The following is a 21,725-nucleotide window of genomic DNA, read 5'->3' as shown; positions in this document are numbered from 1 at the left end:
CTCAATCCGATAGACGTTCCACGTCTGCCGGAAGGCCTAAGGAGATGTGCAAGATGCCCAAGGTCGGTATGCAACCCATCCGCCGCCAGCAGTTGATCGAAGCCACATTGATGGCTGTCGATCAGGTCGGAATGGGGGACGCCAGCATTGCGCTGATCGCCCGTTTGGCCGGTGTCTCGAATGGCATCATCAGTCACTATTTTCAGGACAAGAATGGCCTGATCGCCGCCACGATGCGGTATCTGATGAATGTACTCAGCGAGAACGTCACCGCGCGTCGCCAGGCGCTGACAGATGACAGCCCGCAGGCGCATCTGCAGGTGATCATCGAAGGCAACTTCGACGCCAGCCAGGTCAATGGCCCGGCAATGAAAACCTGGTTGGCCTTTTGGGCCACCAGCATGCACCAGCCGTCTTTGCACAGGTTGCAGCGGATCAACGATCACCGTCTGTATTCCAACCTGTGCTGCCAGTTCCGCCGTGTATTGCCGCTCGATGACGCGCGCAGTGCAGCCCGTGGCCTGGCAGCCCTCATTGATGGCTTGTGGTTACGCGGCGCGCTGTCGGGAGATGCTTTCGACACCGAGCAGGCCCAACAGATCGCTTACGAATACATGGATATCCAATTGGCCAAGCAGGTGAGTTAGAGCACACATAAACGCTCAACCCCTGAACTGCTACTGATCGGTGTTGCCACAACCTTAGGGGACCTGGCTTCACCCGCAGTGGTTACCGCCAACCCACTTATGCTCTTGCGAGGACTTTATGGCCCGTTTCGAACTGCAAAAACTCTACATTGATGGCGGCTACAGCGACGCCAGCAGCGACGCCACCTTCGAAGCCATCAACCCGGCTAACGGTGAAGTCCTCGCAAACGTCCAGCGTGCGACCAAGCAAGACGTGGAACGCGCTGTAGTCAGCGCCGAAAAGGGCCAGAAAATCTGGGCCGCGATGACCGCCATGGAGCGTTCGCGCATCCTGCGTCGCGCCGTCGACATCCTGCGCGAGCGCAACGATGAACTGGCCGCCCTGGAAACCCTCGACACCGGCAAGTCGTTCTCCGAAACCAAGTATGTCGACATCGTCACCGGTGCCGACGTGCTGGAATACTACGCAGGCCTGGTGCCGGCCATCGAAGGCGAGCAGATTCCGCTGCGCGACACTTCCTTCGTCTACACCCGTCGCGAGCCGCTGGGCGTGGTAGCCGGTATCGGCGCGTGGAACTACCCGATTCAGATCGCCCTGTGGAAGTCTGCCCCTGCCCTGGCAGCCGGCAATGCGATGATCTTCAAGCCAAGTGAAGTGACTTCCCTGACGACCCTGAAACTGGCCGAGATCTACACCGAAGCCGGCGTTCCGGCTGGCGTGTTCAACGTTCTGACCGGCAGTGGCCGTGAAGTCGGTACCTGGCTGACCGAGCACCCGCGCATCGAGAAAGTGTCCTTCACCGGTGGCACCGACACCGGCAAGAAGGTCATGGCCAGCGCTTCCAGCTCATCGCTGAAAGAGGTGACCATGGAACTGGGCGGCAAATCGCCGCTGATCATTTTTGATGACGCCGACCTCGATCGCGCCGCCGACACCGCGATGATGGCCAACTTCTACAGCTCCGGCCAAGTCTGCACCAACGGCACTCGCGTGTTCGTACCGACCCAGCTGAAGGCGGCTTTCGAAGCCAAGATCGCTGAGCGAGTAGCGCGCATCCGCATCGGCAACCCCGAGGACGAGAACACCAACTTCGGCCCGCTGGTCAGCTTCGCCCACATGGAAAGCGTGCTGGGTTATATCGCCAAAGGCAAAGAAGAAGGCGCTCGCGTTCTGTGTGGTGGCAGCCGTCTGACCGAGGGTGATTTCGCCAAAGGCGCCTTCGTGGCACCGACCGTGTTCACCGATTGCACAGACGAGATGACCATCGTTCGCGAAGAAATCTTCGGCCCGGTGATGGCGATCCTGACCTACGACAGCGAAGAAGAAGTGATCGGTCGCGCCAACGACACTGACTTCGGCCTGGCCGCCGGTATCGTCACCAAGGACCTGAACCGCGCTCACCGAGTGATTCACCAACTGGAAGCCGGTATCTGCTGGATCAACGCCTGGGGCGAGTCCGACGCGAAAATGCCGGTGGGTGGCTACAAGCAGTCGGGTGTTGGCCGCGAGAACGGCATCAGCTCGCTGAACAACTTCACGCGCATTAAATCGGTACAGGTTGAACTGGGCGATTACGCCTCGGTGTTCTGATCGGACGCGGTGCCAGGGGCTCTTGTGGCAGCCCGGCCACCGCGACCTGACCAACTTCAAAGAGGGTGCATTCAATGTCCCAAGAATTCGATTACATCATCATCGGTGCCGGCTCGGCCGGTAACACCCTGGCGACCCGTCTGACTGAAGATGAAGGCGTCACCGTCCTGCTGCTCGAAGCCGGTGGCCCGGATTACCGTCTGGATTTCCGCACGCAGATGCCAGCCGCCCTGGCGTTCCCGCTACAAGGTCGTCGCTATAACTGGGCCTACGAGACCGATCCCGAGCCACACATGGACGGTCGCCGGATGGAATGCGGTCGCGGCAAGGGCCTGGGTGGCTCTTCGCTGATCAACGGCATGTGCTACATCCGCGGCAACGCAATGGACTACGACAACTGGGCCAAACTGCCAGGTCTGGAAGACTGGGATTACCTCAATTGCCTGCCATATTTCCGCAAGGCCGAAACCCGCGACATCGGCCCGAACGACTACCACGGCGGTGAAGGTCCGGTCAGCGTGACCACACCTAAAGCTGGCAACAACCCGCTGTTCCACGCGATGGTTGAAGCCGGCGTGCAGGCCGGTTACCCGCGTACCGAAGACTTGAATGGCTACCAGCAGGAAGGCTTCGGTCCGATGGACCGCACCGTGACGCCGAACGGCCGTCGTGCCAGCACCGCTCGCGGTTACCTGGACACGGCCAAGAAGCGTTCGACCCTGACCATCGTCACCCACGCCCTGACCGACAAAATCCTGTTCGAAGGCAAGCGCGCGGTCGGCGTGCGTTACCTGATCGGCGCTGCCGAAGAGCGCGTTGAAGCCCGTGCCCGCAAGGAAGTGCTGCTGTGCTCCGGCGCCATCGCTTCGCCACAGATCCTGCAACGCTCCGGCGTCGGCCCGGCCGAACTGCTGAACAAGCTCGACATCCCGGTGGTCCACGACCTGCCAGGCGTGGGCGAAAACCTGCAGGATCACCTCGAGCTGTACCTGCAATACGCCTGCACCCAACCAGTCTCGCTGTACCCGTCGCTGCTCTGGTACAACCAGCCGGCCATTGGTGCCGAGTGGCTGTTCAACGGCACCGGCATCGGCGCCAGCAACCAGTTCGAAGCCGGCGGTTTCATCCGCACCCGCGACGAATTCGATTGGCCGAACATCCAGTACCACTTCTTGCCCGTCGCGATTAACTACAACGGCAGCAACGGCGTGAAAGAGCACGGTTTCCAAGCACACATGGGTTCCATGCGTTCGCCGAGCCGCGGTCGCATCCAGGCCAAGTCCAAGGATCCGCGCGAGTACCCGAGCATCCTGTTCAACTACATGGCCACCGAGCAGGATTGGCAGGAATTCCGCGACGGCATTCGCCTGACTCGTGAAATCATGCAACAGCCGGCTCTGGACCAGTACCGTGGCCGCGAAATCAGCCCCGGCATCGAAGTGCAAACCGATGAGCAGTTGGACAAGTTCATCCGCGAACACGCCGAAACCGCGTTCCACCCGTCCTGCTCGTGCAAGATGGGCACCGACGACATGGCGGTGGTCGATGGTGAAGGCCGCGTGCACGGCATGCAGGGTCTGCGTGTGGTCGATGCTTCGATCATGCCGATCATCACCACGGGCAACCTGAACGCGCCAACGATCATGATCGCCGAGAAAATCGCCGACAAGATCCGTGGTCGCAAGCCTTTGCCGCGCAGCACGGCTGATTACTATGTGGCCGGTGATGCACCGGTACGTGGTAAGCCGATGCGGGATGTGACACTGGCTGCTCAGTAATATCAGGCGCTTGTTCAAACAACCGTCAACCTCCCGGGGTCGGCGGTTTTTTTGCCTAACACAAGTTAACCGCTCAACCAGCTACATACACACCAAGCAACTAAATAATCACACTCCCTGTTAACAACAGCTAGTAACACTTCCCATTACACACATTTAAAAATTTCCACTAGTATTCGCGCCCGGCTCAACCTAGCCTCAATGAATATTTGAAGGAAATCAAGATCTTGCGGTACATCGACAAAACTACGGACGTCAATTTTTTCAGAAAAGAAATATCTAAAGAAAAAACAGTTTTTTTGGATTTTGGCTATTTGGCTGGTGTCATTGAGTCTTGGTGGAAAAAAAATAACAATCAAGGCACGCACGCTTTAAAATCCCAATTAATCAACCTCTTTTTGACCTACTTGCGCACAGAAGACACTGCCCACTTTGGCACGGTAGGTCTTAGGAATGGCCACGCAGCTATTTGTATAACAAATATTTTCAACCTAGACTCGCCAAAACTGGCTCTGACAGTGCACGAGGCTTTGGCCGACCTGTTCCACCTTACTGATATAAAGTACGAATACGAAGAACACAAAGCATTGTTTCTAAAGCCGTCGGCAGAAAAGCATCGTGAATGGGGCAACGGACACGGTGATATCACTCCACACTCCGACGATCTATATGAAAACCTGGATGTAGACTATTTAGCCCTAACCGTTTGCCGCGACATCACAAAAACCCCCACCGCTTACTACTTTCCTAGCTCGTTGCTGTGCGAATTGAACGATCAAGAGATTCACGAACTACTAACAATGGAAGCTGCGTTTATATCCGGCAAAAACGTTAGCGGCTTAAAAAAACGGGTTCGCCAAGTAGTCAAATTTTCCGAAATCTACGGCTTTCAATTTTCGCTGGATTTCCGAATTGATCCGCAGAACGGTGCACGGATGCGCGCGGTAAACGGCGGCCAACATGTCCTAGATAAAATACGTTCTGGCCTTAGCAGCGCAAAAAATCATGTCTCAATTGCTGAAACCGGCACGTTCCTTATCGTGGCCAACCACAAGGTACTGCACGCACGGCCGATGCTGAATCTCGATGCCGACCAGGTTCGTGCCCATGCGAACAACTCCACGTTCAATAATACGCCCCGGCTCTTGTTCCGAAGCAAAGGTCCTAGAAAGCAATACTACGCACTGAATGAAACAGCTTGTACTCGGGAGGCCTGTTAATGGTTGCCGCGCACGTACGCGCTCCATCTTCATCCGGCAACGTATTTAAAGAAGGGGCTCGCGATGCAATCACGTTCGGCGTCGCGTTCATCTTTCTTTACCTCTCGATTGGCGTTCTAAGCGCCTCGCAATCACTAACTTTAAGCCAATCCCTTGCAACGACTCTGTTTATATTTTCTACCCCATTACAATTTTTGATAGTACAGAACCATAACGACGGATGGATTTTACTCCCTATCATCGTGGCTCTCAACGCTCGCTTTGTACTACTTTCCGCAACACTTGCGCCGCATATAAGAAATACTTCCACCACGGCCATCATGGCCTCGTTAGTTTTTATTACGCCTTCGATATTCACCGGATGCGTCACTCGATTTAAACGAAGAGTAGACCACCCATTTAGCTACATGATCGGGTTGGGGCTCCCGATATTTGGCGTGTCGGTTATTTGCACCTATATCGGGTTCGTTGCTGGTGCAAAATTGACGTCGCCAATTATCTATGCCGCCATGACACTCCTGTTACCGTTACAGTTCACCGCGTTGGCTGGCAAACACTGGCCTCACTATGCGGAAGTTTCGGGTTACTGGCTGGGCTTTGTCGCTGCGCCACTGCTGGTCTACTTGTTCAGAGATTACAGCCTGCTCTGCACACCTTTCATAATTGGCGGCTTGATCGTGCTTATTGAAAACAGTTACAAAAAACGAGTCAGGATGGGCTCATGACAATCTGGCTTCTTATCGCATTTTCTGCCTGTACAGCCTTTGCATTTAGGGCCCTGCCCTTCGCCTTCAAAAACAGCAGCGCGCTCACACAAACCCAAGGTTCGTTTTATCGCTTTATCAGCTACAGCGCGCAAGCCATGTTGGGGGTAATCATATACGACACTGCTTTCAACAAGATGGATGCATTAACACTGATACAGCAGTTTCAAATTCTGGATGCGCTGAAACTGTTTCTGCTCGTGGGCACCTTCATCGCAGTCGCCAAAACGAAGAAGATCCTGCCTGCTTTCTTTGCAAGCCTCCTCATCTATGTGACAGCGTTCGCTTATCTGAACGGTTAAAAGCAGCCTCCGTCTGGAGAGGTCTAGATCGCGAGCAGTCTTAAACGGGCTGTTCGTGAACTTCAGATCATCAGGCCACCTCGGTACGCGCGTTCTAAACTCCGTGAGCCTTTCCCACACAGCCTCACCCTTGATCTACCCCTCCCCCAAGCCTAATCTAGCGCCACGCAAACGTTTCACCCCTCCCCTTCGCAACACCGCTGCACCGCCGCTCCAGACCAAGGAGGTTCCCGAATGTTCGATTTCCACCCCCAGCTCAAGCAGCGCTTTGCTGCCTTGCGCACGGGCGCCGAGTTCTTTTCGCTGCGTTATGTCCGCGAGTCCGGCCAGTACCTGTCGGTGCGCAAGAACGTCGCCGAACCTCCGAGCCTGAGCCGTGACGAAGGCGCGATGTTGACCGTTCGCGTCAACGGCGTTGAAGCCTACGCCGCAACCAACGACCTCTCGCCACAAGGCCTGCAATCGGCGCTGGACCGAGCCGAGCAACAAGCTCGCCTGCTCAAGCCTCATGCGCTGCTCGACCTGCGTGAACAAGCCGTTTCCAGCGACCGCGCCGACTATTTTTCGCCGAACCTCGACCAACCCTTCCCGTCCCTGAGCGATTGCTACCAACTGCTCGGCGCCGAATCCGCGTCGGTGCCCAAGGACGAGCGACTGGTGAACTGGCAGGTCAGCATCGGCATCACTTACGTCGAGCAGATCTACCTCAACAGCGCCGGCGCCGAACTGCGCCAGGCCCAACGTTTCGTCTATCCAGGCCTCGATGTCACGGCCTATGACGGCAACGACAGCCAGACCCGCAGCCTCGGCCGCGAGAACTTCGGTCAGCAGGGCAGCGCTGATGTCATCAGCCGTTGCGGCCTGATCGGCGCCGGTCCAAACGTTGCCGATCAAGCGTTGCAATTGCTGCTCGCGCCGAATACGCCGCAAGGGCCGCGCGACCTGCTGCTGATGCCCGATCAGATGATGCTGCAGATCCACGAATCCATCGGTCACCCGCTGGAACTCGATCGCATCCTCGGTGACGAACGCAATTACGCCGGCACCAGTTTCGTCAAGGCCGAAGACTTCGGCCATTTGCAGTATGGTTCGAAACTGCTGAACGTCACCTTCGACCCGGACATTCCCGAGCAGCTCGCCAGCTACGGTCACGACGACGACGGCACCGCCGCGAGCAAACAGTTTCTGATCAAGGAAGGCTTGCTGCTGCGCCCATTGGGCGGTGCGCTGTCGCAGTTCCGCGCGGGTATGGACGGCGTTGCCAACAGCCGCGCCTGCGGCTGGAATCGTCCGCCGATCGACCGCATGGCCAACCTCAATATCGAGCCCGGTGAACAGCCGCTGGAACAACTGATCGGCTCTATCGAGCACGGTATTTTGATGAGCACCAATCGATCCTGGTCCATCGACGACGCACGCAACAAGTTCCAATTTGGCTGCGAATGGGGCCAGTTGATTGAAAACGGCGAACTCAAAGGCGTGGTGAAAAACCCGAACTACCGGGCGATTTCCGCACAGTTCTGGAAAAGCCTCAGCGCCGTTGGCGACGCCAGCACCTTCAAGGTTCTGGGCACGCCGAATTGCGGCAAGGGCGAACCGAATCAGGTGATCCGTGTCGGCCATGCGTCACCGGCCTGCGTGTTCAGTAACGTGGACGTGTTTGGGGGAGACGCTTGATGAGCACTGCAAAAAGTCAGGCTGATTCGTTCAAGGCTTTGGTCAACGGGTTGCGCGAGGCGATTCGCGAGCCGGAGCAATTCACCCTCAGCTACGCCGCCGAGTCGTCGGCCTTCGTGCGTTTCAATCATGCCAAGGTGCGGCAGGCCGGTCAGGTGCAACAGGCGAGCGTCGGTCTCAAACTGATCAACGACGGTCGTCACGCGGACCTCGACATCACGCTGTCGGGCGATGCGCATGTCGACTCCCAGCGTCTGGCCGAAGGCCTGCAACAGTTGCGCGACACCCTGCCGCTGTTGCCGCAGGATCCTTACCTGCTGCTCAACTACACCGGCTGGCAAAACATGAATGTGCAGGAGCATCCGCTGCCGGATACCGAGCAGGTGGTCGCCGAAATCGCCCGGGCTGCCGAAGGGCTGGACCTGGTAGGTTTCTACGCCGCAGGCCCGATCAGTCGCGGTTTCGCCAGTTCTTCAGGCGCATTCGGCTGGCATCAGGCCAACAGCTTCAACTTCGACTTCAGCCTGTTTCATGCAAATGGCCAAGCGGTGAAAGCCAGCTACGCCGGGCATGACTGGAACAGCGAAGGGTTTGCCAGGCGCTTCCAGCAGGCGCGTGAGCAGCTTGAATTCCTTGGTCGTCCATTGCGTACGTTGGCACCGGGTCAGTATCGCGCCTACCTGGCGCCGGCCGCGCTGGAAGAGATCATGGGCATGTTGTCCTGGGGTGGTTTCTCGGCGCAGTCGATTGCCAGCAAGAGCAGTCCGTTGCAGAAACTCTACGCGGGCGACCATTCGTTCAGTCCGCTGGTGTCCCTCGATGAAAAAGTCAGCGGTTCGTTGAGCCCGGCGTTTTCCGGCGAAGGCTATCCGCGCAGTGATCTGAAGCTGATCGTCGAAGGCAAGGCCAGCGCGCAATTGGTCGACTCTCGCAGCGCCGCCGAATACGGCCTGACGGCCAACGGCGCCAGCGGCGGTGAATCGCCGACGGCGCTGAACATGGCACCAGGCGCGCTTGCCGATGCCGAGATTCTCAAGCAACTGGGCACGGGTTTGTACATCAGCAACCTCTGGTACCTGAACTACTCGGACCAACCGATGGCGCGAATGACCGGGATGACGCGGTTTGCGACGTTCTGGGTCGAGAACGGCGAGATACAGGCACCGGTCAGCACCATGCGTTTTGATGACAGTGCTTACAGTCTGCTGGGTTCCCAACTGGAAGCGTTGACCAAAGAGCGCGAGTTGTTGCTGTCGGCAAGCACCTACAGTCAGCGGGCCACGGCTTCGGCGTTGTTGCCCGGTGCGCTGATCAGCCGATTGACGCTAACCCTGTAAATCCACCCCCTGTGAACACCCCCTGTGGCGAGGGAGCTTGCTCCCGCTGGGTCGCGAAGTGACCCCAAAACCGGTATATGCGGTCTACCAGTTAAACCGCATTCTCAGGGTTTACGACTGCTACGCAGCCGAGCGGGAGCAAGCTCCCTCGCCACAGGGTTAGCGTCGGCTTAGAATCTGCATAAGCAACTACAAGAGGCCCCATGCCCAACCGCCCAGCCCTCGACCCCGTCACCGCCCGCTGGCTGCCGTGGGTCGTGGCCATCGCGTTTTTCATGCAGTCCCTCGACGGAACCATCCTCAACACCGCCCTGCCGGCCATGGCCCGGGACCTGGAAGAAGATCCGTTGCGCATGCAAGGCGTGATCATTGCCTACATGCTCACGGTTGCCTTGCTGATCCCGGCTTCGGGGTGGATCGCCGATCGCTTCGGTACGCGGAAGATATTCTTCGGCGCAATCGTGCTATTCAGCATTGGCTCATTGCTGTGCGCGCTGTCCAGTAGCCTGGGCATGCTGATCGGTGCGCGGGTCATCCAGGGCCTGGGCGGCGCTCTCATGTTGCCGGTCGGACGCCTGGTGGTGCTACGCGCCTATCCGCGCTCGGAGCTGGTCCGAATCATGGGTTTTATCACCGTCCCCGGCTTGCTTGGCCCACTGCTAGGCCCGACGACTGGCGGCTGGATGGTTGAGTACCTGTCCTGGCACTGGATCTTCCTGCTCAACCTGCCGGTGGGTGTCATCGGCTGCTACGCCGTCTGGAAATTCATTCCCGACCTGCGCGGCGCCGAGCGCACCCGCTTCGACAGCCTCGGTTTCCTGCTGTTTGGCGCCGCCATGGTGCTGATCACTATCGCCATGGAGGGCCTGGGCGAACTGCACCTTCCGCATTTGCGCGTGATGTTGCTGCTGTTCGCCGGCATGGCCTGCCTGGCCGCCTATTGGCTAAGAGCCGGGCACATCAATAATCCGCTGTTTGCGCCGTCGCTTTTCAAGACCCGGACCTTTGCCGTGGGCATCCTCGGCAACCTGTTCGCCCGCCTTGGCAGTGGTGCCTTGCCGTTCCTCGTACCGCTGCTGCTACAGGTAGCATTGGGTTACTCGCCATCCCAGGCAGGCATGAGCATGTTGCCGCTGGCCGCTGCAGCCATGGTGGCCAAGTCGGTGGCTCGGCCGCTGATCGAACGCCTGGGCTATCGAATCGTGCTCACCGGCAACACCCTGGCACTGGGGATGATGCTGGCCAGCATGGGCCTGGTCAGCGAGCAAACGCCCTATTGGCTGCTGCTGGGCATGCTGGCGATCCTGGGGGCGATCAACTCGTTGCAATTCACCGCAATGAACACGGTGACCCTGATCGACCTGGATGACGCCAGCGCCAGTAGCGGCAACAGCTTGCTTTCAGTGGTTGCGCAATTGTCCCTGAGCCTCGGCGTTGCCTGCGCCGGCGCCTTGCTCGGCGGCTTCACGGCAGAGGTCGGGAACGACGGCGTGGACACGGTTCTGGGCGCCTTCCAGCTGACCTTCGTGACCGTCGGGATCATGGCGATGATGGCCGCCACCATCTTTTCGCAGCTATCAAAGGAAGACGGACGGCGTGTCAGACGTCCGGAAGAACACATCGAACCTTAGGGCCAATGGTCACAGGACTGATACACTGCGCGACATTTTGTTTTGCAGGCCAGTCTCGTGACCACCATAGCCACCGCTTTTAATACTTTGCCGCTGTCCGCCGCCATGCTGGCTAACCTCGACTCCCTCGGTTACGCCCAGATGACGCCGATCCAGGCGCAAAGCTTGCCGGTGATCCTCAAGGGGATGGACCTGATCGCCCAGGCCAAGACCGGCAGCGGCAAAACCGCCGCCTTCGGTATCGGCCTGTTGAACCCGATCAATCCGCGTTTCTTCGGTTGCCAGGCACTGGTCATCTGCCCAACTCGGGAGCTGGCCGACCAGGTCGCCAAGGAAATCCGTCGCCTGGCCCGTGCCGAAGACAACATCAAGGTCCTGACCTTGTGCGGCGGCGTGGCCTTCGGCCCGCAGATCGGCTCCTTGGAGCACGGCGCGCACATCATCGTCGGCACACCGGGTCGCATCCAGCAGCACCTGCGCAAGGGATCGCTGGTGCTGCATGGCCTGAACACGCTGATCCTCGATGAAGCCGACCGCATGCTGGACATGGGTTTCTACGATTCCATCGAAGAAATCATCATGCAGGCCCCGGAGCGTCGCCAGACCTTGCTGTTCTCGGCCACCTACCCGGTCGGCATCAAGCAGCTGGCGTCCAAGTTCATGCGTAACCCGCAGCAAGTGAAGGCTGAAGCCTTCCACGACGACACGCAGATCGAACAGCGGTTCTACGAAATCTCCCCGGACGAGCGCATGGACGCGGTAGTCAAAGTCCTCGCGCATCACCGTCCGGCGTCCTGCGTAGCCTTCTGCTTCACCAAGCAGCAAGTCCAGGAAACTGTTGATCACCTGACTTCCAAAGGCATCAGCGCCGTCGGCCTGCACGGCGATCTGGAACAGCGTGATCGCGACCAGGTCCTGGCCATGTTCGCCAACCGCAGCACTTCGGTACTGGTTGCCACGGACGTCGCCGCACGCGGCCTGGACATCGATGCGCTGGACATGGTGATCAACGTCGAGCTCGCCCGTGACTCGGAAATCCACATTCACCGCGTTGGCCGTACCGGTCGGGCCGGCGAGAAAGGCATCGCGATCAGCCTGGTAGCCCCATCCGAAGCCCACCGCGCCCAGGCCATCGAACAACTGCAGAAGTCGCCGTTGAGCTGGGATCAGCTGGACAACCTCAAATCCCAAGGCGGCGCCCCACTGCTGCCGGTGATGAGCACGCTGGTAATCGGCGCAGGCCGTAAAGACAAAGTTCGCCCCGGCGACATTCTGGGTGCCCTGACAGGCGACGCCGGCATTCCGGGCGCCCAGGTCGGCAAAATCGCGATTTTCGATTTCCAGGCCTACGTGGCAGTGGAACGCGGTATTGCCAAGCAGGCGTTGCAGCGTTTGAACGACGGCAAGATCAAAGGCCGCTCGCTGCGCGTGCGTATCTTGTAAGAGATCATCTGCCCAACGAAGATCCCCTGTGGGAGCGAGCTTGCTCGCGATGAGGCCAGCACATTCAACATCAATGTTGTCTGTCAGTCCGCCATCGCGAGCAAGCTCGCTCCCACAGTTTGTTTTGTGGTGACACATTAAGAGGACACCGTTTTGCGCTCTACCGAAGTCGTGATCATTGGCGCTGGCGCCGCAGGTTTGATGTGTGCGCTGACCGCCGCCGGGCGCGGGCGCAAGGTTATGTTGCTCGACCATGCGAACAAGGCCGGCAAGAAAATCCTGATGTCGGGCGGGGGCCGCTGCAATTTCACCAACATGTACACCGAACCAGGCAATTTCCTTTCCCAGAACCCACATTTCTGCAAATCCGCACTGGCCCGTTACACCCAGTGGGATTTCATCGGCATGGTCGCCAAGCACGGTGTGCCGTATCACGAGAAAAAGCTCGGCCAGCTGTTCTGCGATAACAAATCCAGTGACATCCTCGAGATGCTGCTCAACGAGTGCGACCAAGTCGGCGTCAGCCTGCACTTGGACACCTCGATCCAGACCATCGAGAAAATCGACAGCGGTTATCTGCTGGACACCACGCTGGGGCAGTTGAGCTGCCAATCCCTGGTGATCGCCACGGGCGGCCTGTCAATTCCAACCCTGGGCGCCACCGGCTTCGGCTATCAGGTGGCCAGACAATTTGGACACGAATTACTGCCTACCCGCGCCGGCCTGGTGCCATTCACCATCACCGATCAGCTCAAGCAATTGTGTACCGAACTGTCCGGCACTTCGGTGGATTGCCTAGTGAGCTGCAACGAGCAAAGCTTCCGCGAGAACATCCTGTTCACCCATCGCGGCCTTAGCGGTCCGGCGATTTTACAGGTCTCCTCGTTCTGGGAGTCTGGCGACACAGTCGAGATCAACTTGATGCCCGACCATGATGTACCGGCCTGGCTGCAACAACAGCAAGCCGAACGCCCGAACAGCGAGCTGAAGACATTGCTGGGGGAGATATTCACCAAGAAAATGGCCAACCTGCTGGCAGACAACTGGTTCGTCTCCAAGCCGATGAAGCAGTACACCCACGGGGAAATTGCGGACATTGCCGAGAAACTGGCCCGCTGGGAAGTGGTGCCGGCAGGGACCGAAGGTTATCGCACGGCGGAAGTGACCCTGGGCGGCGTCGACACCCACGAGGTTTCATCGAAGACCATGGAGTCACTGAAAAGCCCCGGCCTATATTTCATCGGCGAAGTGCTTGATGTCACAGGCCACCTGGGTGGCTTCAACTTCCAGTGGGCGTGGGCTTCAGGCTACGCCGCCGCGCAATACGTCTGACAGTCGCAGATCAAAATGTGGGGGCGTGCTCGCGAAAGCGGTGTGTCAGTCAATATCTACGGCGATTGACAGAATGCGTTCGCGAGCAAGCCCGCTCCCACATTTAAATTGTGTCGATCTCTAAAGGAACAGATTTTGCTGTCAGATGTGATCGACGCCATTGCGTCAACGTCATTACTGGCTCAATTTAGCGTCATTGCCTCGGAAGGCCTTAGCACTTCATGCCATCAAGCTCATTTCGTCAGTCTATGCGTCGCCTCTGGGCACTGGATAAGTTCAGCTACAGCGTGCGGGTGTTCATTGCTCTGACCGGCAGCATGGCGCTGTGTTGGTACCAGGATGAAATGGGCCTGCTGATTCCGCTGTTCCTGGGGATCATCGCCAGCGCCCTGGCCGAGACCGACGACAGTTGGCAAGGCCGTCTCAACGCCCTGGCAGTGACGCTGGTGTGCTTCAGTGTTGCCGCACTCTCGGTCGAGCTGTTGTTCCCCTACCCCATTGTCTTTGTCATCGCCCTGGCGTTGGCAAGCTTCGGCCTGACCATGCTCGGCGCCCTGGGTGAACGCTACGGGGCGATTGCCTCGGCGACCCTGATTCTGTCGGTCTACACTATGATCGGCGTGGACCAGCGCGGAGGGGCGGTCACCGACTTCTGGCATGAACCGCTGCTGCTAGTGGCGGGCGCGACGTGGTACGGCATGCTCTCGGTGCTGTGGCAGGCGATGTTTTCCAACCAGCCAGTGCAACAGAGCCTGGCGCGACTGTTCCGTGAACTGGGTTTTTACCTGAAGCTGAAATCGTCGCTATTCGAACCGATACGGCAAATGGACGTAGAAGCTCGTCGCCTGGAACTGGCGCAACAGAACGGCCGGGTGGTCGCCGCCCTCAACGCCGCCAAGGAAATCATCCTGCACCGTGTCGGCAACGGCCGCCCCGGCTCTAAAGTCAGCCGCTATCTGAAACTGTATTTCCTCGCCCAAGACATCCACGAGCGCGCCAGTTCCTCGCACTATCCCTATAACGCCCTGGCCGATGCGTTTTTCCACAGCGACGTGCTGTTCCGTTGCCAGCGCCTGCTGCGCCAGCAAGGTAAAGCCTGCCGTGCACTGGCAGAGTCCATTCAGATGCGCCAACCGTTCGTCTATGACGCCGGTTTCGCTGAAGCCCTGAGTGACCTGCACGCCTCCCTCGAACACCTGCGGGTCCAGAGCAACCCGGCCTGGCGCGGTCTGCTGCGCTCACTGCGGGCGTTGGCGGCCAACCTCGGCACCCTCGACCGCCTACTCAGCGACGCCAGCAACCCCGACGCTCTGGCCGACGCCACCGATAGCAGCCTGCTCGACCGATCACCTCGCAGCCTAAAGGACGTGTGGATTCGCCTGCGCACGCAGCTGACACCGACCTCGTTGTTGTTCCGCCACGCCCTGCGATTGCCCCTGGCGTTGAGCATCGGCTATGGCATGGTGCATTTGATCCACCCGTCCCAGGGTTACTGGATCATCCTCACTACGCTGTTTGTCTGTCAGCCGAACTATGGCGCCACTCGACGCAAACTCGGTCAACGGATCATCGGCACCGCCATCGGCCTGACCGTGGCCTGGGCGCTGTTCGACCTGTTTCCCAATCCGCTGGTGCAGTCGTGCTTCGCGATCGCCGCCGGCGTGGTGTTCTTTATCAACCGCACTACCCGCTACACCTTGGCGACTGCCGCGATCACCCTGATGGTGCTGTTCTGCTTCAACCAGGTCGGCGACGGTTACGGGCTGTTCTTGCCCCGGCTCTTCGATACCTTGCTGGGCAGCCTGATAGCCGGCCTGGCGGTGTTCCTGTTCCTGCCGGACTGGCAGGGCCGACGCCTTAACAAAGTCCTGGCAAACACCCTGACCTGCAATAGCATCTACCTGCGCCAGATCATGCAGCAGTACGCCGCCGGCAAGAGCGACGACTTGGCCTATCGACTGGCCCGGCGCAATGCGCACAACGCCGATGCGGCCCTGTCGACGACATTGGCCAATATGCTGATGGAACCAGGGCATTTCCGTAAGGAGGCGGATGTCGGCTTCCGCTTCCTGGTGCTATCGCACACCTTGCTCAGTTATCTGTCAGGACTCGGCGCGCACCGCGAGACACAGCTGCCCGCGGAAATACGCGAGCACTTGATCGAGGGCGCCGGCGTCAAGCTGGCTGGCTGCATCGACGAAATTGCCCAGGGCCTGGCAAGCAAGACGCCGATCGCAATTCAGAGCGACGAAGAGGAAGCGCTGGCCAATGAGCTCGAGCAGATGGCGGATGAGATCGATGAAGGGCAACGTCTGGTGCAGACTCAATTGGCACTGATCTGCCGCCAGCTCGGACCGTTGCGGACCTTGGCTGCGCATTTGATCAAGGACAGCGCAGAAGCCTGAAGCTGCTGGCTTGAAGCGGCTCCTCTTTCACATCCCATGCTGCTTGAACAGCCGCTCGTAGCTCCCATCCGCCTTCATCCCCGCAATCGCTTGATCAAACCCCGCCACGATTTGCTTATGCCGGGGGTTCTTCAGGCTGACCAGAATATGCAGGCTGTTCTCGCTCAAGGGCTTGGGCACGAACTCCACTGAGTTGCGTACTTTGGCGGATTCGCGCGACAGGTAATAACGCGCCACGAGTTCATCTTCCAGTGTGAGCTTTACCCGGTCGGCAGCGAGCATCCGCACCGCCATGACAAAGCTGTGGACCGGGACTTTCTGCAGCGATGCATCGCTATCGAATACCTGAGAATAGGCGTAGCCACGCACCACCGCGATCGGGTAGGTATGCAGCTGTTGCAGATTGTTATATTCGATGGGGGCGTCTTTGCGCTTGATGAAGCGAACCCGGTTCAACAGATACTCACCGGAAAACTGCCCGATCCGGGTGCGCTCCTCGTTGTACCAGGCGTTGACGAGCACGTCATAGCGGCCCTCGCCAATCCCGAGCAAGGCGCGCGCCCAGGGCACCTGCTCGAAGTCACTGGCATAACCGGCGCGGGCCAGCGCGGTACTGACGATGTCTGTAGCCAAGCCGCCATTGATCAGCGTGGCATCGGTAAATGGTGGCCAAGCATCAGCCACGAGCCGCAGCTTTTCCGCCAACGCATTCTGAAACAGTAACAGCAATCCAATCAAAGCAAAGGCACGATGCACTCGCGGCATGCTGGAAAATCCTTGGCGGGCGGGCTTTCATCGAAGATTACACAAAGAGGACTGAGCCGCACGAATTGAATGATGGCATTTTGGCCTTTGTCACAGATTTATTCGTCACCAAGACATCTTCAGTCAAGGCGCTTAGTATCAGCACGAGGTTGAACAAGGAATTTGAAAATGACAGTTGAATGGGTCTGCAAACACCATAGCGATCTGGGCAAAGAGCAGCTGTACACCATTCTGCAATTGCGAGCGGAAGTCTTCGTGGTCGAGCAGAAGTGCGCGTACCAGGACATCGATGGCCAGGACCTGGAAGGCGACACCTGCCATCTGATGGCTTGGAATGACGACCGGCTGGTGGCCTATCTGCGCCTGCTTGACCCGGAGATGCAGGGCGGCGATGTGGTGATCGGAAGGGTGCTCATCGCAGCTCAGATGCGCGGCACCGGGCTGGGGCATGATCTGATGACCCAGGCGCTGAAACAGGCAGAAAAGCGTTGGCCGCAGGTGCCGATCTATCTGTCTGCACAGGCGCATTTGCAGGGGTATTACGCCAGGTACGGGTTTGTGGTGGCAGGTGAAGAGTATTTGGAGGATGACATTCCACATATAGGCATGCGTCGCCCTTAGAATATTCGCGAGCAAGCCCGCGCCCACAGGCTTTTGGTAGGGTTCGGGATCTGTGGCGGTGCGCAGATCATTGTGGGGGCGGGCTTGCTCGCGAAGAGGCCAGCACCAGCACCGCAGATTCAGGGATACTCAAGCACCGCCTTAACCTGCTGCAAATTGCGCTCAATCCACCCCCGATCTATCGCCCCCCAATCGCGAATCCGATAGCGCCCGGCATGATTGCGCGCGCCCTCCTCCTGCTCGAACTCGCAGATGATATCCAGGTCGGCCAGCGCCGCAATGGTGTCCTGCGCCGTACGCCGGGGCATGCCTGTCACCTCGGTCAGCGCCGGGACGCTGCTGGCGAGCCCGCTGTCGATCAGGTAGGCCACGTAGAGGCGGCGGTAGAAGCTGGTTTTGGTCTTGCTCACGTTCGGTCCTTGTTATTGGAAGATCAAAGGATCGCAGCCTTCGGCAGCTCCTAGAGCATATCCCGCCACGTCAGGTACACCCGCAGATCAAACTCCACCTGGTGATACCCCGGCAACATGTGTTCGCACAACTTGTAGAAAGCCTTGTTGTGATCCGATTCCTTGAAATGCGCCAGCTCGTGCACCACGATCATCTTCAGGAACTCGGACGGAGCCTCCTTGAACAACGAAGCCACACGGATTTCTTTCTTCGCCTTGAGCTTGCCGCCCTGCACCCGGGAAATGGTGGTGTGCAGGCCCAGGGCGCGATGGGTCAGGTCCAGACGATTATCGAACAGCACCTTGTCGATCGCAGGGGCGTTGCGCAGGTATTCCTGCTTGAGGTCCAGCGCATAGGTGTACAGCGCCTTGTCGCTCTGGACACCATGTTTTTCCGGGTAGCGCCGAGTCAGGTACTCGCCCAGCCGCTCCTCGGCGATCAGCTGGCGTACCTGATCCTGCAGCGCAGCGGGATAAGCTTGGAGGTATTTTAACGCGGTCATGGAAACGGCAACATCAATGACGAACAGGTCGCCAGTGTAGCGAATTCACGGCATCAGCGTGCTCCAGTCGAACGGCAGGACAAATTCGCCGACGTCCTCGGCCATCATCGGCCGCGCCACCAGGAAGCCCTGTACATACTCGCAACCGTGCACCTGCAGCCATTCATATTGCGCGACTGTTTCCACGCCTTCGGCAATGACCAGGATCCCGTACTGCCGGCACAGGTCAATCACATTGCTCACCAATGCGGCATCCCGGGATGAATCCGGCAACCGGGCGATCAGATGCCGATCGATTTTCAAGGTGTCCAGCTCCAGGTCACGCAGATGCGACAGCGAACAGGCTCCTGAACCGAAGTCATCCAGCGCGACCCGCACTCCCAGATTACGCAGCAGCCGCAGTTGCTTGCGGGTTTCCTCGGGATTTTGTGCCAATGCCTCCTCGGTGACTTCGACTTCCAGATGACGCGGCTGCAGCCCGTGACGCTCCAGCACCTGGCGCAATTCGGTGACCAGGTGCGGCATCCCGAACTGGGTGCTGCTCAAACTCACCCCCAGTACCAGGTCCTCGGCGAACAGGGTTTCCCACGCCTTGCGCTGGCCCGCTCCGCGCTGGTAAATCCAGCTGCCCAGGCGACTGATCAGCCGCGCTTCTTCGAGCAGCGGCAAAAACAGCCCCGGCGGCACATCACCAACGCTAGGGTGCTGCCAGCGCAAAAGGGCTTCGAACCCTCGGATCTGCCCACCGTTAATGGCCACCTGGGGCTGATAGACCAAGTTGAAATCACGGTTATCGATGGCGTCGCGCACGCTCTCTTCCAGCATCAATCGTGAGCGCGCGCGGCCGTTCATTTCATGGTCGTAAAAGCGGTACTGCTGGCGTCCGGCACGTTTGGCTTCGTACATGGCGATGTCCGCCGCACGCAACAAACCATCTAGGTTGGAACCGCAGTCCGGGAAGGTGGCGATGCCGATACTGGCACCCAGCGCGATATCCAGGCCATCAATCTGCTGACAGACCGATACCCGCTCGATCAGCTTTTCGGCAATCTGCGCCGCTTGCTCGGGAAACTCCAGGTCCAGCAGCGCGGTGAACTCATCGCCGCCCATACGGGCGAGGATATCCAAGGGCTGCAAACAAGCCTTCAATTGCTCGGAAACCCAGCGCAGCACCCGATCTCCAGCGTCATGACCGAGTGAATCGTTAACCCGTTTGAAGCCATCAAGGTCCAGGTACAACAGCACCCACGCGCTGTCGGAGCGCTCACCGCGCAGCAGCAGGTTTTCAACCGTCTGATAAAAACCTCGACGGTTAAGCAGCCCGGTGAGGGGATCGGTGATGGCCTGGAACTCCAGTTGCTGATGCAGATGGCGCACCACAGACATATCGAGCACCGTCACCACCATGGCGTGTTGCTCGGCAGGCAATGGCGCGCAGGACAGGGCAACCGGCACCTGCTGATTGGGCGCGGTTCGCAGCAGTGCATCGTGCAAGCGCAGAGTTTCGCCGCGCCTATAACCGGCCAACAGTTCGGAATCCGCCCATATTGGAATATGCGGTTTCTGCAGGAAACCCAGAAACTCCTTGCCCTCCAGCTCCTGCACAGTGGCACTGAGCATCCGCGACATCGCTGGGTTGGCGAAGCGAATCAGCCCGCTTTCATCGACCACCAGAATACCTTCGGCCGCGTTATCCAGTACCGACGCATTAAATGCGCGAGCAAGCTCCAGATCATGACTCAGGCGCTGCAGGGCGCGACGATTGCGTTGATGTTCAAGCAGCGCCTGAACTTTTGGCTTGAGAACCTGCGGGTCGAAGGGTTTGAACAGATAATCCACCGCACCGCTGGCGTATCCCTTGAGCACGGCGTCCTGGGACTTTTCGTTGGCAGTGAGGAAAATGATCGGGGTAAGTCGGGTTCGCTGGCTGCCGCGCATCAACTGCGCGACCTCAAAGCCATCCATGCCCGGCATCTGCACATCCAACAGCACCAGGTCGACATCATGCTCCAGCATCAGGCCCAAGGCCTCGAAACCCGAGGAGGCGGTCATCACCTGCCAATCCTTGCGTTCCAGCAAGGCACGCATGCTGATCAAGTTTTCCGGGTAATCATCGACGATCAACAGAATCGAATTGCCTTCACCTGGCGTAAGTGGCCCGCATTCCATGCTGCTTCTCTTCTTTCGGGGTGTCAGGCCGGTTTTTCGCGAAAAACCGGACAAATACTAAGCCCTCACTCTAGACCTGGATCCAAGAAAGCAGTAGCTGTCAGAGCGCCATCATCTAACTAAAGTGTTAATTCACCGACTAACGGTCACTGCTGCAGCCCCCTGAAACCACGGAAGATGGCCTTTTAACAGGATTTTGACGTCATCCATCTGTCAGTTTTGCGTTAACAATGCTGCCTTTCGCGCTTATAAAGACCGACCTCCAAGCGGCGCGCCAGAGCCTCTGGTACGTGTGTGCAAGAAAATATGTGGAAGCTTTGTCTATGATCGATCTCGCAACCTGGAACCTGAGCGTTCCTGTCGGCAACCCGCCCTACACCGTTGAAACAGCCAAATTGGTAAAGGGTTTCAAGGATCAATACTTCCACTCCGACACAGGCACATTGTTCTTTTGGTCCCCGGTGACCGGGTCACGCACTGAAAATGCCAAATACCCGCGAACCGAACTTCGTGAAACCTATAGCAATGGCAAGCTTCGCAACTGGTTCTACCCCGATGCAGACAACTCCCTGCGTGCGACCCTGGCGGTAAATCAGGTGCCCAGTTCAGGTAAGCTCGTCATTGGTCAGATCCATGCCTATGACAGCCAGAAACCTATGGTGAAACTCGAATACCAGTACAAGACCAAAACGCAAACCGGGAACATCGTTGCCAAAGTGCGCATGCACCCTGATGACGCAGAAGGCCGGGTCATTACGCTGGCGACCGGTATCCAACTCGACCAGCAGTTCTCTTACCTCATTCACCTCAGCCCCGGCGGCGCATTGGGTATCAGCGCAGCGAGTTATCAATGGGCCAGCAACATCAGCGCCACCTGGCGGAACAAACAGCTGTACTTCAAGGCAGGGGTTTATGTGCAGGACAATACGGGCTACACCAGCGAAGGCGCGAAGGTGACGTTCAGCAAACTGGATATCGATCACGATAAATAGCCGCACGACCAGATATTACTTCCTGAACGGAAAACCCGCATGGCTGCGGGCTTTCCGTAAATTTGACTGTTTTAATGACTCATCAATCTTATTCAACAA

18 protein-coding genes are annotated in these 21,725 nt (G+C 58.3%); 14 read left to right on the top strand and 4 right to left on the bottom strand.

From position 1 onward, the window contains the following. Positions 1–53 precede the first annotated feature (53 nt). The 12 genes from betI to yccS all read left to right on the top strand — a co-directional run bounded on the left by betI (position 54) and on the right by yccS (position 16,127). Complete coding sequence (gene betI / locus L9059_RS11650; protein ID WP_247291005.1) at positions 54–647, top strand: transcriptional regulator BetI; 594 nt, start codon at positions 54–56, stop codon at positions 645–647. A gap of 118 nt (positions 648–765) precedes the next feature. Continuing rightward, positions 766–2,238, top strand: coding sequence for a betaine-aldehyde dehydrogenase (betB, locus tag L9059_RS11645; RefSeq protein WP_247291003.1), 1,473 nt, complete (start codon positions 766–768; stop codon positions 2,236–2,238). A gap of 74 nt (positions 2,239–2,312) precedes the next feature. Then, the gene (gene betA / locus L9059_RS11640; RefSeq protein WP_247291001.1) at positions 2,313–4,016 is read left to right on the top strand and encodes a choline dehydrogenase; all 1,704 of its coding nucleotides are present in this window, start codon (positions 2,313–2,315) and stop codon (positions 4,014–4,016) included. 227 nt (positions 4,017–4,243) lie between these two features. Next, on the top strand, positions 4,244–5,236 hold the full coding sequence (locus tag L9059_RS11635) for a hypothetical protein (protein WP_247290999.1): 993 nt from the start codon (positions 4,244–4,246) through the stop codon (positions 5,234–5,236). Next, positions 5,236–5,961 (top strand): AzlC family ABC transporter permease, encoded by a 726-nt coding sequence (locus L9059_RS11630; protein ID WP_247290997.1) that lies wholly within the window; start codon positions 5,236–5,238, stop codon positions 5,959–5,961. Before L9059_RS11635 ends, L9059_RS11630 begins: the two co-directional genes overlap by 1 nt. Beyond that, positions 5,958–6,302: an AzlD domain-containing protein gene (locus tag L9059_RS11625; protein ID WP_247290995.1), complete on the top strand. Its 345-nt coding sequence runs from the start codon at positions 5,958–5,960 to the stop codon at positions 6,300–6,302. The genes L9059_RS11630 and L9059_RS11625 overlap by 4 nt, the downstream gene beginning before the upstream one ends. Before the next feature lie 234 nt (positions 6,303–6,536). After that, the gene (locus tag L9059_RS11620) at positions 6,537–7,979 is read left to right on the top strand and encodes a TldD/PmbA family protein (RefSeq protein ID WP_247290993.1); all 1,443 of its coding nucleotides are present in this window, start codon (positions 6,537–6,539) and stop codon (positions 7,977–7,979) included. Beyond that, positions 7,979–9,316 (top strand): TldD/PmbA family protein, encoded by a 1,338-nt coding sequence (locus L9059_RS11615; protein WP_247290991.1) that lies wholly within the window; start codon positions 7,979–7,981, stop codon positions 9,314–9,316. The genes L9059_RS11620 and L9059_RS11615 overlap by 1 nt, the downstream gene beginning before the upstream one ends. A 203-nt stretch (positions 9,317–9,519) precedes the next feature. After that, positions 9,520–10,947 carry a multidrug transporter subunit MdtD gene (mdtD, locus tag L9059_RS11610; protein ID WP_247290989.1) on the top strand — a complete coding sequence of 476 codons (1,428 nt, stop codon included), beginning with the start codon at positions 9,520–9,522 and terminating at the stop codon, positions 10,945–10,947. 105 nt (positions 10,948–11,052) lie between these two features. Further along, positions 11,053–12,390, top strand: coding sequence for an ATP-dependent RNA helicase DbpA (dbpA, locus tag L9059_RS11605; RefSeq protein ID WP_247291209.1), 1,338 nt, complete (start codon positions 11,053–11,055; stop codon positions 12,388–12,390). A gap of 153 nt (positions 12,391–12,543) precedes the next feature. Beyond that, the gene (locus L9059_RS11600; RefSeq protein WP_247290987.1) at positions 12,544–13,722 is read left to right on the top strand and encodes a BaiN/RdsA family NAD(P)/FAD-dependent oxidoreductase; all 1,179 of its coding nucleotides are present in this window, start codon (positions 12,544–12,546) and stop codon (positions 13,720–13,722) included. Between the two features lie 221 nt (positions 13,723–13,943). Beyond that, the gene (gene yccS, locus L9059_RS11595) at positions 13,944–16,127 is read left to right on the top strand and encodes a YccS family putative transporter (RefSeq protein ID WP_247290986.1); all 2,184 of its coding nucleotides are present in this window, start codon (positions 13,944–13,946) and stop codon (positions 16,125–16,127) included. Between the two features lie 27 nt (positions 16,128–16,154). On the opposite strand, the gene L9059_RS11590 is transcribed toward yccS, so the two are convergent. Then, positions 16,155–16,892 carry a substrate-binding periplasmic protein gene (locus L9059_RS11590; protein WP_247290984.1) on the bottom strand — a complete coding sequence of 246 codons (738 nt, stop codon included), beginning with the start codon at positions 16,890–16,892 and terminating at the stop codon, positions 16,155–16,157. A gap of 168 nt (positions 16,893–17,060) precedes the next feature. Between L9059_RS11590 and L9059_RS11585 the strand changes: the two genes are divergently transcribed. Next, complete coding sequence (locus tag L9059_RS11585; RefSeq protein WP_247290982.1) at positions 17,061–17,513, top strand: GNAT family N-acetyltransferase; 453 nt, start codon at positions 17,061–17,063, stop codon at positions 17,511–17,513. Between the two features lie 119 nt (positions 17,514–17,632). Here the strand turns inward: L9059_RS11585 and L9059_RS11580 are convergent, their stop codons facing one another. The 3 genes from L9059_RS11580 to L9059_RS11570 are packed head-to-tail and all read right to left on the bottom strand — an operon-like array spanning position 17,633 to position 20,634. Next, positions 17,633–17,923, bottom strand: a complete 291-nt coding sequence (locus L9059_RS11580) for a winged helix-turn-helix domain-containing protein (RefSeq protein WP_247290980.1) — start codon at positions 17,921–17,923, stop codon at positions 17,633–17,635. 50 nt (positions 17,924–17,973) lie between these two features. Continuing rightward, positions 17,974–18,465, bottom strand: a complete 492-nt coding sequence (locus L9059_RS11575; RefSeq protein ID WP_247290977.1) for a M48 metallopeptidase family protein — start codon at positions 18,463–18,465, stop codon at positions 17,974–17,976. Positions 18,466–18,510: 45 nt separating this feature from the next. Further along, entirely contained in the window at positions 18,511–20,634 is a 2,124-nt protein-coding gene (locus L9059_RS11570; RefSeq protein WP_247290975.1) for a putative bifunctional diguanylate cyclase/phosphodiesterase, read from the bottom strand. 323 nt (positions 20,635–20,957) lie between these two features. On the opposite strand from L9059_RS11570, the gene L9059_RS11565 reads away from it, so the two are divergent. After that, entirely contained in the window at positions 20,958–21,626 is a 669-nt protein-coding gene (locus L9059_RS11565) for a polysaccharide lyase family 7 protein (protein WP_247290973.1), read from the top strand. The last annotated feature ends 99 nt before the right edge of the window (positions 21,627–21,725 follow it).

Origin of the sequence: Pseudomonas violetae (assembly GCF_023072615.1) — a bacterium.
Taxonomy (GTDB): domain Bacteria; phylum Pseudomonadota; class Gammaproteobacteria; order Pseudomonadales; family Pseudomonadaceae; genus Aquipseudomonas; species Aquipseudomonas violetae.
This window is presented reverse-complemented; position numbering and strand designations above follow the sequence as displayed.

What these genes read in the sequence shown, in the direction of transcription:
- L9059_RS11585 (WP_247290982.1), top strand. Translation starts at nt 17,061, where the DNA reads ATGACAGTTGAATGGGTCTGCAAACACCATAGCGATCTGGGCAAAGAG.
- dbpA (WP_247291209.1), top strand. Translation starts at nt 11,053, where the DNA reads ATGCTGGCTAACCTCGACTCCCTCGGTTACGCCCAGATGACGCCGATC.
- L9059_RS11565 (WP_247290973.1), top strand. Translation starts at nt 20,958, where the DNA reads ATGATCGATCTCGCAACCTGGAACCTGAGCGTTCCTGTCGGCAACCCG.
- mdtD (WP_247290989.1), top strand. Translation starts at nt 9,520, where the DNA reads ATGCCCAACCGCCCAGCCCTCGACCCCGTCACCGCCCGCTGGCTGCCG.
- L9059_RS11590 (WP_247290984.1), bottom strand. Translation starts at nt 16,892, where the DNA reads ATGCCGCGAGTGCATCGTGCCTTTGCTTTGATTGGATTGCTGTTACTG.
- L9059_RS11620 (WP_247290993.1), top strand. Translation starts at nt 6,537, where the DNA reads ATGTTCGATTTCCACCCCCAGCTCAAGCAGCGCTTTGCTGCCTTGCGC.
- L9059_RS11575 (WP_247290977.1), bottom strand. Translation starts at nt 18,465, where the DNA reads ATGACCGCGTTAAAATACCTCCAAGCTTATCCCGCTGCGCTGCAGGAT.
- L9059_RS11625 (WP_247290995.1), top strand. Translation starts at nt 5,958, where the DNA reads ATGACAATCTGGCTTCTTATCGCATTTTCTGCCTGTACAGCCTTTGCA.
- L9059_RS11570 (WP_247290975.1), bottom strand. Translation starts at nt 20,634, where the DNA reads ATGGAATGCGGGCCACTTACGCCAGGTGAAGGCAATTCGATTCTGTTG.
- L9059_RS11630 (WP_247290997.1), top strand. Translation starts at nt 5,236, where the DNA reads ATGGTTGCCGCGCACGTACGCGCTCCATCTTCATCCGGCAACGTATTT.
- betB (WP_247291003.1), top strand. Translation starts at nt 766, where the DNA reads ATGGCCCGTTTCGAACTGCAAAAACTCTACATTGATGGCGGCTACAGC.
- betI (WP_247291005.1), top strand. Translation starts at nt 54, where the DNA reads ATGCCCAAGGTCGGTATGCAACCCATCCGCCGCCAGCAGTTGATCGAA.
- L9059_RS11615 (WP_247290991.1), top strand. Translation starts at nt 7,979, where the DNA reads ATGAGCACTGCAAAAAGTCAGGCTGATTCGTTCAAGGCTTTGGTCAAC.
- yccS (WP_247290986.1), top strand. Translation starts at nt 13,944, where the DNA reads ATGCCATCAAGCTCATTTCGTCAGTCTATGCGTCGCCTCTGGGCACTG.
- betA (WP_247291001.1), top strand. Translation starts at nt 2,313, where the DNA reads ATGTCCCAAGAATTCGATTACATCATCATCGGTGCCGGCTCGGCCGGT.